The sequence below is a fragment of the Paenibacillus favisporus genome, assembly GCF_040545415.1.
In the GTDB taxonomy this organism is placed as follows: Bacteria; Bacillota; Bacilli; order Paenibacillales; family Paenibacillaceae; genus Paenibacillus_AQ; species Paenibacillus_AQ favisporus.
In genome coordinates, this window is sequence record NZ_JBEPLV010000003.1 from 491486 (window position 1) to 503975 (window position 12490).

The 12490-nt window shown below is 51.3% G+C and carries 8 protein-coding genes; all 8 read left to right on the plus strand.

Annotation, left to right across the window (positions count from 1 at the left end; translation table 11 throughout):
- The first annotated feature begins 2 nt into the window (after positions 1–2).
- The 8 genes from ABID47_RS15420 to ABID47_RS15455 all read left to right on the plus strand — a co-directional run bounded on the left by ABID47_RS15420 (position 3) and on the right by ABID47_RS15455 (position 12468).
- Positions 3–1337 (plus strand): response regulator transcription factor, encoded by a 1335-nt coding sequence (locus ABID47_RS15420; RefSeq protein WP_354497928.1) that lies wholly within the window; start codon positions 3–5, stop codon positions 1335–1337.
- A 119-nt stretch (positions 1338–1456) separates the two neighbouring features.
- Positions 1457–3187, plus strand: coding sequence for an extracellular solute-binding protein (locus ABID47_RS15425; RefSeq protein WP_354497930.1), 1731 nt, complete (start codon positions 1457–1459; stop codon positions 3185–3187).
- A 110-nt stretch (positions 3188–3297) separates the two neighbouring features.
- The gene (locus ABID47_RS15430) at positions 3298–4188 is read left to right on the plus strand and encodes an ABC transporter permease (RefSeq protein WP_084203737.1); all 891 of its coding nucleotides are present in this window, start codon (positions 3298–3300) and stop codon (positions 4186–4188) included.
- Between the two features lie 15 nt (positions 4189–4203).
- Entirely contained in the window at positions 4204–5091 is an 888-nt protein-coding gene (locus ABID47_RS15435) for a carbohydrate ABC transporter permease (RefSeq protein WP_145946332.1), read from the plus strand.
- 18 nt (positions 5092–5109) lie between these two features.
- Complete coding sequence (locus ABID47_RS15440) at positions 5110–6387, plus strand: Gfo/Idh/MocA family protein (protein WP_354497933.1); 1278 nt, start codon at positions 5110–5112, stop codon at positions 6385–6387.
- Positions 6388–6421: 34 nt separating this feature from the next.
- On the plus strand, positions 6422–8170 hold the full coding sequence (locus ABID47_RS15445; RefSeq protein WP_354497935.1) for a glycoside hydrolase family 35 protein: 1749 nt from the start codon (positions 6422–6424) through the stop codon (positions 8168–8170).
- Positions 8171–8450: 280 nt separating this feature from the next.
- Positions 8451–9200: a hypothetical protein gene (locus ABID47_RS15450; protein ID WP_354497937.1), complete on the plus strand. Its 750-nt coding sequence runs from the start codon at positions 8451–8453 to the stop codon at positions 9198–9200.
- 85 nt (positions 9201–9285) lie between these two features.
- On the plus strand, positions 9286–12468 hold the full coding sequence (locus ABID47_RS15455; RefSeq protein WP_354497939.1) for an Ig-like domain-containing protein: 3183 nt from the start codon (positions 9286–9288) through the stop codon (positions 12466–12468).
- Positions 12469–12490 lie beyond the last annotated feature (22 nt).

Sequence of the window (12490 nt, forward strand, 5' to 3'; positions counted from 1 at the left end):
TCATGTACCGATTGTTGATCGTGGATGACGAGCCGGTTATCGTAAACGGGCTGATTCAGCTTTTTCAGGAAAATACAGAATTCGAACTCGATGTATGTAAAGCCTATTCAGCCGCGCAGGCGCTGAGCATCGCCAAAAAGATGAAGCTCGACATTTTGGTCAGTGATATCCGGATGCCCCAAAAAACCGGACTGCAGCTGGTCGACGAAATTGCTTATTATTGGCCGCACTGCAGAATCATTTTTCTGACCGGTTACAGCGAATTCGATTACGTGCAGGCTGCGCTGCGGAAGAGTGCGGACAATTACATATTAAAAACCGAGGGGATCGACCCGATTTTTCGGGCCGTTGGGGAAGCCTGCCATAAGCTTGACGAGGAGAACAGCCGCAGAATCCGGGAAGAAAAGGCCAGCATGCATTTTCAAATCGCCGCTCCCGTCTTGAAAAATGAACGCATCAGAAGAATGCTGAAGGGGGAACCTGCAGCCTCGCTTCTGGCCGATCCCCGGTACGAGGAGCTGGATTTCCGGCTGAACGCGGAAGAATCGGCATTTGTAGTCATCGGCAGGATCGACAACCCGGAGGATTTGAAACCGCAGGAAGCGCTGGAATCCGTGCAAAGGGCGTTTCATAATAACCTGCCTGACTCGATCACCTGTGAGTCCTCCATATCGGATGAACATATCGTTGTGTGGCTGCTTCAGCCGCAGGCGGAACTGCTCGGCCGTTTCCTTCACCCTGATCCGGAGGCACAGGCTTGGAAAGGATTCATGGCGTATATGAAGGGGATCCTGGAACTGGTGCAAAATGAATGTGAAGGCCTGCTTGGCGCATCCGTGTCATTCGGCGTTTCCGGCGATTTGAGCAAGGGCTGGGTGACGATCCGCGACCAATACAGCGCGCTGCTTAGTGCACTGGAGTCCCGAGTCTCGTTCGGCCACAAGATGATCGTGATTGATATTGAGCAGGCCCATCAACCATTTTCGCCGGACTCCGGGCAAATGAAGCAGGAAGACATGAAATCCTGGGTGATCAACCAGATTCAGAGCTTCATCCAGCACCATCTGTCCGGTGATGTGTCCCTGACCGCGATCGCGGAGCATGTCCATTTCAATCCGTCTTACTTGTCGCGCTACTACAAACAGATGACCGGTCAAAATTTGCAGGATTACATCCAGTCGAAAAAACTGGAATGCGCGCTTCACCTGATGCAGCACACCAATCTGAAGTTAATCGAAATCGCTGCCCGGGTCGGCTTCGATTCGCATTCCTATTTTACGACCTTTTTCAAGAAAAAGATGGGGGTTTCTCCCCAGGAATACCGAAACTCCAAATAGGTAAAAAAAGTGAAAGCAAAGTAAAAAACTCAAAATTGATAGCGCTTTCCTTCGGAATCTATAATGATGACGTGAAGCGATAACAAGATGACAGCATACAAAGGGGGAAGGCCATCAATATGAAATTACACAAGCCATGGAAATTGCTTTTGCTCGCCACGATTTCTCTTTCGTTATTCACGGCATGCTCGAGCAAGGGGAACGATTCGTCGGCAACCTCAGCCGCAGACCCGGCAGCCAAGGAAGAAACCAAGAGCACAGACGCACCGCCCGAGCCGCTTGGCAAATACCCTGAAACGGTAACTGTAACGGAGGTGCTGGGGTATAACCCGCCAGAGGACCCGCGGACACCGAAAGGCATTACGCCTGACCAAAATGCTTACCTCAAAGATTTGAAAGACATGTTAAACATCGAGGTCAAGTACAAATGGACCGTTCCATCCAGCCAATTCGAGCAAAAATTCTCGCTCGCGATGGCTTCAGCCGACCTGCCGGACATTATGGAGCTGGACCAGAAAAACTTCGAAAAGCTGAAGAAGCAGGGCATGCTCGCTGATTTGACCGCAGCTTACAACGATTACGCTTCGCCGGAATTGAAGAAATACATGGAGTCCGACGGCGGCTTCGCGATGAAGACATTCTCCGAAGACGGTAAGCTGCTCGGTATCCCTGCATTCGAAGACCCGTTTCTGTCAACGCAGCTGCTATGGCTTCGTAAAGACTGGCTCGATAACCTGAAGCTGCAGCCGCCTGCGACGATGGATGACCTGGATAAGGTTGCGAAGGCATTTGTTGAGAACGACCCGGACCAAAACGGACAAAACGATACATACGGCGTATCGCTGCAAAAAAATTTGTTCTTCTGGGCTTATGATCTGCGAGGCTTCTTTAACGGCTTCGGGGCGTATCCGTCGATTGGCGACAATCAATCCGCCTGGATCAAGGACAGCAGCGGCAAGCTGATTCCCGGCTTGATTCAACCGGAAGTGAAGAATGCGCTTGGCAAGCTGCAATCCTGGTATAAAGACGGCATTTTGGACAAAGAGTTCGCTTTGAAGGACGAAAACAAGGCTGTCGAAGACATTACAGCAGGTAAAGTCGGCATCGTCTACGGGGAATGGTGGTATCCGAACTATCCGCTGAACCTGAACGTGGACAAGGATCCGAAGGCAGAGTGGATCGCCATTCAAATTCCGGGTCTGGACGGTCCGGGCAAATCGCTGGTGCCTAAGATCCGGAGCGGAAAAGTGTATGCCGTCAACAAGAAAATGAAAAATCCGGAAGCTGCCATCAAAATGATCAACTTCTACATCGAAAAAGGCAAAAAGAAATACATGGAACAAAACAAAGCGGAAAACGGATACGTCTATAACTGGTTTAATCCGCGGATTTATAACCCGGCCCAGATCGATACGATCTACACGGAAGTCAACAAGGCACTCGATGCGAAGCAGACCGAAATTACGCTGGATGACGAGAACTACAAAAATGTGGCCGATGTGTTCAAAGCAGCCCAGGATTACCTTGCAGGCAACACGGCTAACGCTTCCAAAGGCGTAAACTGGGGCCAATACTTCAGCCGCGCGGCGAAAGACGGCGGTTGGGGGATGACACGGAAGATCAAGGAAAGCGGAGCTTTCGTGAACAACGAGTTCTTCGGATTGCCGACGGAAACGCAGGTCGAAAAGGGCGCCCAGCTCGATAAGCTGATGCAGGAAGCGTTTACGAAGATCATTTTGGGCGGATCCCTGGACGATTTCGACAAGTTCGTTCAGAGCTGGAAATCCCTTGGCGGCGATCAAATTACCAAAGAGGTTAACGACTGGTACAGTCAGCAGGCTGCGAAATAATTCGATTTGCGATTGCCGCTAGCAATCCTGAAATGAAGTGAAACGGGAGGAGGAGCCTGCTTTAGTTCTGGCGATTCCTCCTGTTTACGATTGAACGGGGAGGTCCATCTGTGAGAACGCTGAAAAAGGAATATATCCTTCATCTCATGCTGCTGCCCGGCGTTATCGTGACGCTGATTTATGCCTACGGCCCCATGGCCGGTCTCGTCATGGCTTTCCAGCAGTTTGAGCCGCTGTCCGGCTTTTTTCATTCGAAGTTCGTTGGTTTTGACAATTTCAAATATGTATTTGCCATGCCTGATTTCAAGCAGGTGCTGTGGAATACAATCGTGATCGCAGTCATTAAAATGGTGTTGTTTCTGCTTGTTCCGCTAATTCTGGCATTGCTGCTGAATGAAGTCACCAAGCGGTGGTTTTCCCGCTTTATCCAATCGGCCGTATTTCTGCCCTTTTTTCTGTCCTGGACCGTTCTAGGCGGTGTCATTATCGAGCTGTTTTCCCTTAGTGGACCTGTTAACGGACTGCTGACGGGAATGGGGCTGAAGCCAATTATGTTCATGCTGGATAACGAGTGGTTTCGCGGGATCGTGATCGGGTCCGACGTCTGGAAAGGGATGGGCTATAACATGATCGTCATGCTCGCCGCCATTACTGGAATCAATGCCACGCTGTACGAAGCGGCCGAGGTTGACGGTGCGGGAAGATGGAAGCAGATGATTCACATTACGCTGCCGGGAATGGCGCCGATTTTAATATTACTCGGAGTCCTCAGCCTTGGCGGGATTTTGAACGCCGGATTTGAGCAAATTCTGATCATGTATAACCCGACCGTGTATGAGGGAGCGGATATCATCGATACGTTCGTATACCGGCTTGGTATGTTCAGTCAGCAATTCGGACCTGCCGCCGCCGTCGGACTGTTTAAATCCGCGATATCTTTGGTTTTGGTGTCGCTAACTTATTACGCGGCTTACAAATACAACAATTATCGCATTTTTTAAGCTGGAGGCAGAGAGATGCACAAACCAACTTTGAGCAGAAAAATGTTCGTCATTTTCAATTCGGCGCTGCTGACGGCGATTACGCTTCTTGGCATTATTCCGTTTATCCACCTTCTGTCCGTGTCCCTCAGTTCGAATACGGCGGCGATGGCCGGCGAGGTCAAACTGTGGCCGGTCGGCTTCAACTTTGACGCATACCGGTACCTTGGGCAAAAGGTAGAGTTTTTCCGTTCGCTTGGGGTTTCGATTGAGCGGGTAGCGCTCGGCACAGCGGTCAACATGTTCCTGTGCTTTATTTCGGCTTATCCGCTATCCAAGTCGGTAGACCAGTTTAAGTATCGGACGGTCTATGTCTGGTTCTTTGCGATTACGATGTTTTTCGGCGGAGGTCTTATTCCTACGTATATCATCGTGAAAAATACAGGTTTGATCGATTCCATCTGGGCGCTGATTTTGCCGGGTGCGCTGAACGTATGGAACATGGTGCTGATGCTGAATTTCTTCCGCACCATTCCGCGGGAGCTGGATGAGGCGGCAACGATCGACGGCGCGGGACACTGGAGAATTTTATGGCGGATCTATTTGCCGGTCTCTTTACCTTCGATCGCGACCATCGGTCTGTTTACGATCGTAGGCCACTGGAACTCCTGGTTCGACGGCATCTTATATTTGAATTCGCCGGAGAAATACCCGCTGCAGACCTATTTGTCCACGCTCATTATGTCGATCAATTCCCAAATGACGTCCGTTTCCATTGAACAAATCAAAGCGATGGAAAATTTGAGCGAGAAAACGCTGCAGACGGCGCAGATTTTTATGGGGGCACTGCCGATCATGGTCGTATATCCGTTCCTGCAAAAATACTTCGTCAAAGGGATGACGGTCGGAAGCGTCAAGGAATAACGAAAGGGGGAAGAAGACGTGAAAAAAGTGAAGGTTGCCTTGATCGGAGCGGGTCTGCGCGGCATCAATTACCTGGAATACGCGCTGTCGCATCCGCATGAGCTTGAGGTGGTTGCCGTGGCGGAGCCGGTCAAGGAACGGAGGGAAAACTTTCAGGCGAGGCACGGGCTGGAGGAGTCGATGTGCTTTGAGCATTGGGACGATCTGTTCCAAGCTCCGAAGATGGCCGACGCCGTGCTGATCTGTACCCAGGATCAACAGCATTTCGAGCCGACCATGCAGGCGCTGCAGGCGGGCTATCACGTGCTGCTGGAAAAACCGATGTCACCCGATCCCGGGGAATGCATCCGGATGGGGGAGATGGCTTCACAAGCCGGACTTGTGTTTTCCATCTGTCATGTCCTCCGGTATACGCCGTTTTTCCAGACGCTGAAAAGCTTGCTGGCAGATGGGGCGATCGGGCGGCTGATGTCGATCCAGCATAATGAGAATGTGGGGTACTGGCATCAAGCGCACAGCTTTGTCAGAGGGAATTGGCGCCGCAAGGAGGACTCCAGTCCGATGATTCTGGCCAAGTCCTGCCATGACCTGGATATTCTGCTGTGGCTTGCCGGTGCGGACTGCGTCAAAGTATCTTCCTTCGGCACGCTCAGCCATTTTACGGCATCCGAAGCGCCTGAAGGAGCTCCGCTCCGCTGCCTGGACGGCTGTCCGGTCGCGGATGAATGCCTCTATTATGCGCCTGATCAATATTTAACCGAGGATACGAACTGGCCGACGTCGGCCATCAGTGACGACATGAGCTTCGAAGCCCGTTACAAAGCGCTGCAGGAAGGGCCATACGGCAGATGCGTATATCACTGCGATAACAACGTCGTCGACCATCAGGTCGTGAATCTCGAGTTTGAGGGCGGTATCACGGCTGCGTTTACGATGAGCGCATTTACAAGAGACGTCAGCCGCACGATCAAGCTGATGGGCACGACCGGGGAGATCCGCGGAGCGATGGAGAAAAACGAAATCGAAATCATTCACTTCGGCAGCGGCAAAGTCGAACGGATTACGTTCGGGGACATGGGCGGCCATGTGGGCCATGGCGGCGGTGATATGAAGCTGATGAGCGATTTCCTCAAGCTGGTACGGGCGGACGCCAAGGCTCAAGGCCTTACATCTGCAGACCATTCCGTCCAGAGCCATCTGATGGCGTTCGCCGCTGAAGAGTCCAGAATCGCGGGTGAGGTCATCCGTTTGAAGGAGTTCGAACAGCGTTACGCCGTCCGCGAGCCATCAGTTTAATACGATACCTTCAACCTAACCACAGGAGGAACTTATGTCTACGTTTCGATATTCGGGATCTGCTTTTTATATGAATGATGAGCCGGTTCAAATTTTGTCGGGAGCGATTCACTACTTCCGTGTCGTACCGGAGTATTGGGAGGACCGGCTCATCAAACTGAAAGCCTGCGGTTTGAACACCGTGGAAACGTATGTGCCGTGGAATTTGCATGAACCGCAGAAAGGGGAGTTCCAGTTTGAAGGCATCGCTGATTTGGTGAAGTTTATCGAACTGGCTGGCAACCTCGGACTTTATGTTATCGTTCGGCCGTCACCGTATATCTGCGCGGAATGGGAATTCGGGGGACTGCCTTCCTGGCTGCTGGCGGATTCGGATATGCGCCTGCGCTGTTACCATCAGCCGTTCCTCGACCATGTCGATGATTATTATGATGTGCTCTTTCCTAAGCTGAAGCCTCTGCTCTGTACCCAGGGAGGCCCGGTGATCGCGCTGCAAATCGAAAACGAATACGGGAGTTACGGCAACGACAAGCAGTACCTGAACTATTTGAAAAACGCGATGATCAGCCGAGGGATGGACGTGCTTCTGTTTACTTCGGATGGTCCGGAAGACGCCATGCTCCAGGGCGGGATGGTGGAAGACGTCCTGGCAACGGTCAATTTCGGCTCCCGCGCCAGGGAATCCTTCGAGAAGCTGCGGGAGTATCAGCCGGATGCGCCGGTCATGTGCATGGAATTCTGGGACGGCTGGTTTGACCACTGGCGTGAGGAGCATCATACTCGTCCGGCGGAAGACGCTGCTTTTGTTCTGGATGAAATGCTGAGCCTGGGAGCCTCCGTTAACTTTTATATGTTCCATGGGGGCACGAATTTCGGCTTCTGGAGCGGAGCCAACGGCCATACGGAAGATAGCTATGAGCCAACGGTCACCAGCTACGATTATGATGCGCTGTTAAACGAAAACGGTGAGCCGACGGACAAATATTTTGCCGTTCGTGACATCATCGCAAAGTATAAGCCGCTTGCAGCGGACGGGCTGCCGGACCCCATCGCCAAGAAAGCATACGGTAAAGTGGCAATGACGGAGCTTGCTCCCTTGGCCGGCAATCTGGACCGAATTTCGGCGGCGGTACGCTCTCCCTATCCCGAACCGATGGAGAAGCTCGGCCAGAACTACGGTTTTATTCAGTACAGCACGTTGATCCCCGGCCCGAGGCCTAAGGAGGAGCTGTTCGTTCAGGACCTGCGCGACCGCGCTCTGGTCTATCTGAACGGGGAACTTGCCGGGACATTGGACCGCAGCGAGCCCGATACGAAAATCGAGTTCGCGGTTCCGCCGGGCGGCGTCCAGCTTACGCTGCTCGTGGAAAATATGGGCCGGATCAATTATGGCCCGTACATGAAAGACAGGAAGGGGATTACCGAGGGCGTGCGGCACGGAAGGCAGTTTTTATCGGACTGGACGACGTACCCGCTGCCGTTAACCGACTTGTCCGGTCTCGATTATCACGCGCTGCAGCCGCAGCAAGGCCCTGCCTTTTACCGTGGGCAGCTGCAGGTTCACGAACGGGCAGACACCTTTCTGAGCTTGAACGGCTGGACCAAAGGCGTCGTATTTATCAACGGCTTCAACCTGGGCCGGTATTGGAACATCGGGCCGCAAAAAACGCTGTATGTGCCGGGGCCGCTGCTGCGGGAGGGTGACAATGAAATTGTCATTTTCGAATTATACGGTACGGAGCTGCCGGAAATTGATTTTGGTGAGCAGCCGGATTTAGGATAGCCGCTATATGGGGCTGGAACCCGCTCTTTGCAACTCTAAGCTTGATCATTGATCAGGCTTAGAGTTTTTTTGCGTTGAGCCGGCCCTATGGATGAATTCCAAAGCGTAAGATCCCCCGATGCATCCACCACCGGATCCATGAGGTAAAGAAAGTGAAAGGTTTGTAAAGATCGAGAAATGGATGCGCTTTCTTTCGGGCTTTATAATGATATAACACGTCAAAGATTAAAGGCGATGTTGATTACAGCATGATAAAAAAATAGGCTGGCGAGGGATGCATATGGTTAAAATCATTCATCATTTTGGCAGTCCCAAATGGCTGTTTACGGCCGGATTGTTGGTCTTAGGTTCCGTGATCGTTATATTCACCGCGGGGTCCGGGTTTTCCAAGACGAGGCATCACGCTGAGGTGATCGCGACGGTTAATGGTGTACCCGTTCATATCAACGAATTCCGCAGAGCCATCACTGCAAATAAAGCTGGAGTTATCAGCTATTTTTATGAAAAATATGGCGCCGAGCCGTCGCCGGCGTTTTGGACCACGTCCTACGGAGGAGAATTTCCGCTGGAGATGATCAAAAAAAGATCGCTGGAAACGAGCGTGAACATCAAGATCCAGCAAATCATTGCGCAGGAGCAGGGAGTGCTGGGGGATATCGATGAGGACAATTTTGTACAATCCCTTCAGCGTGAGAATAAGAGAAGGCAAAAAGCGATCCGCGATCATCAGGTTGTTTTCGGACCGGCTTCTTATAGTGAGGAAGCTTATTTTGAATACGTCATGACAAACGCAATCGTATCCGTCAAAAACCATCTGATGGAGCAGGATTGGAAGCCCGATGAACAGCAGCTGAAGCTGTTTTACGAGTCTCGGAAAAGCGCGGTAACGAAGGATCAGGCATTTGACGCTGTGAAAGACCAAGTAGTCAAAGACTACATCGACTATAAATACGAGGGCTATGTCCGTGAACGCATCTCCGAAGCAAAGGTCGTCGTGAACCAGGGATCATACGATTCGTTTCAAATGTAACGATGTAACGCCTAATGGGCTTTACATACATGATAAAACGAAAGGATGATGCTTTTTGAGGAAATGGGGAGGTAAAGTGTTCTGCATGACTTTGATTGTCTCCATGGTATGTTCTTTCTTCACCGCTTTGCCGCAGGCCGCGATGGCATCCGGCACGACTTATTACGTAGACAGTACAGGAGGGGACGACGGGAATAACGGAACAAGCGAAGGTTCTGCCTGGAAGACATTGGACAAAGTCAATGCGACCACCTTTTCCCCGGGGGACAAGATTCTGTTTAAAGCCGGGGAAAGCTGGAATGGCAGGCTGTGGCCCAAAGGCTCGGGCGAAGAGGGAAGTCCCATCATCATTGATAGGTATGGGGAAGGCAGCAAGCCGTTAATCGCCGGCGTGACGTCAGAGCTGGAAGCGGTCTTGTTGAAAAATCAGCAGTATTGGGAGATCAACAACCTGGAAGTGACGAACAGCTCCCCACTGCCATTTGACAGGGACTGGGAAAACCCGCGCGGGCAGCGGCGGGGCGTCTACATCTTAAACGAAGAAGCGGGATTGTTGCACCATATTCATATCAAAAATTTAAATATTCATGATGTAGATGGTTCTTATACGACTCGATCCGGCGGAATTATTTTCGACTCGGTCGGGTCAACGACGCCCAGCGCTTTTGACGACGTCCTGATTGACGGTAATATGCTGACGGACGTCGATGCCTATGGCATTTACATCGGTTCCAACTGCATCTTGCGTAACGGAATGGGCGATTTATGGCCATGGGTGCCGAAGCCTTACGGGCCTTGGACGCCTTCGACTCGTGTGAAAATATCCAACAACACCGTCCTCAGAGCCGCAACGGGAGGAATTGCCTGGAACGTAACCGATGGAGCGGTTGTCGAGCGAAATACGGTAGGGCAGGCTACATATTTGGCGACCAATGCTTCCATTTGGTGGGCTTATTCGGACAACAATTTGGTCCAATTCAACGAATCTTTTGCCAGCGTCAACGGCGCTGAAGACGGTCACGGCTTTGACGTGGACGCAGGAAACATCGGTTCGCTCGTCCAGTACAACTACAGCCATGATAACGCGGGCGGATTTATGCTGTTTGTAAACGATACGTATGACACGATCAATACGGTCGTAAGGTATAACATCAGCCAGAATGATCGAAAAAGTATTTTCCGGTACAGCGGATCAATCGATAACGTGTATAACTACAATAATACGGTTTACGTCGGCAAATCATCCGGCAACCCGGTCATGAGCGATTATTTCACCAAGGCTTCCGGCGCTCCGCGCAACATCAAAAATTATAACAATGTCTATTACAGCTTAGGGGATAAAGGCTGGGATTTGAGGGGGCAAACGTTCGATTATAACGCGTATTACGGCGGGAACACGCTCGTTCAGGCCGATGCCCATGGGGTAACCGGCGATCCGAAATTTGCGAACCCCGGCAGCGGAGCGGAAGGGATGAATACCGTCGACGGCTATAAGCTGCTGGCCAATTCTCCTTTGATCGGTGCAGGCATTCGCATCAATGAAAACGGAGGCAGGGACTACTTCGGCAATCCGTTATACAATGAGGCTCCGGATATCGGCGCACACGAATACGAAGGCAGCGTGCCTCCCGCCGGTTCTATGCCTGATCCCATCGACGTCGTTCAGATCCGGCCGGTCAGCACGCCTGTCGATGACTTGGCTCCGCAGGCTGACGCAAGCACGACATTTCGTTCGTCGTCTTCACAGCCGATTGAGAATATCAACGATAAGTTTTATGATACCGCATGGTCTACCGAGGCTTCGCCTTCTTTTCCGGGATATATCACGCTTGACTTTGGCGGTCAAACCATTTCTGCCAATCAATTGAAGATCAATACGAGATTCGGGCAGGAATCGGGAATAACGGACTTCGATCTGGAATACGACAACGGTTCAGGATGGGTGCCTATCCGGACGAATATTCATCTGTCCTGGGATTTGAATAATGGCTCCAATGAGATCAAATCCATAGAGTTTCCGCTCACCCGTTTTTCCAAGATCCGAATGAAGGTGCATGGAGGAAATGCGCTGTCCGGCAGGATCACGCTGAACGAACTGGAACTATATAACAATCCGGATTTATCCAAAGACATGGTCACCACGTCCTTCCCTACTGGAGCGGGCACGATCACAAACATTATCGACAACAATTTGAACTCGGCATGGGGAAGTGACGTCAACATAACCTTCCCGGGATATATTACGCTCGATTACGGGCAGGATCCGGTACCTGTCAACAAGGTCACGTTGGTTACCTTTTTCGGCATAGGTCAAGGGATTACCAAGTTTGACGTGGAGTATTACGACGGCAGCGGCTGGCTAACCGCATTGCCTGGTGCATCGGTCGAATGGAAACTCAACGACAGCACCAAAGAAAGCCAAACCGTTACGTTTCCAACCATTTATGCTAATAAACTGCGGCTGAAAGTGAATGATGCGAACCGGGTATGGGGCAATATCGCGCTGAATGAGCTTATCGTTGAGCATACCCCTGAACATGTACCCGTCACCGGTATTTCGATCGACCGGCAGGAGATCGTTTTTAATGCGTCTTCCAATCGCAGTGCAGCACTGCAGGCTGCCGTTAGTCCCAGCAACGCGACCAATAAAAAAGTCATCTGGAGTACCGATGATGATCAAGTGGTTGAGGTAGACGCTGAAGGACGGGTGAAGGCAGTAGGGGAGGGGAAAGCTGTTATTACGGCAACGACGGAAGATGGAAGATATCAGGCTGCGAGCCAAATAACCGTCGATTGGACAGCTCCCGAAATCAGGCTCGGCCCTGTAGCTACATCTGATTTAACCACGGGAACATTCCAACCGAGATTTGAAATATCGGATCAATGGACCGGTGTCGACAACGCGAAAACGGAAGTCCTGCTGGATGGAAAAATTCTGACGGATTTAAGCGACACGCCAATGTACGAGCTGGCGTTAGGAGCACACACGTTCACCGTGAAAGCCAGCGATTTGGCGGGGAATACCAGCGCAAAGTCCGTTGATTTTGAAGTGAAAACAAGCAGCGCAGCTCTTGAGGAATTGGTTCAGCGTTTCGCAGAAGCCGGCTGGATTGACAACCAAGGGATTGCGAATAGCTTGCTGAAAAAGCTGCAGAATCAACATGTAAGCAGCTTTATCCATGAAGTCAACGCTCAAAAGGGTAAACATGTATCCGCCGACGCTGCGGAGTACCTGCTTCGCGATGCGGAATCGCTTCTTCATGAATAGAAGTCGTCATCTAACCTTTGAA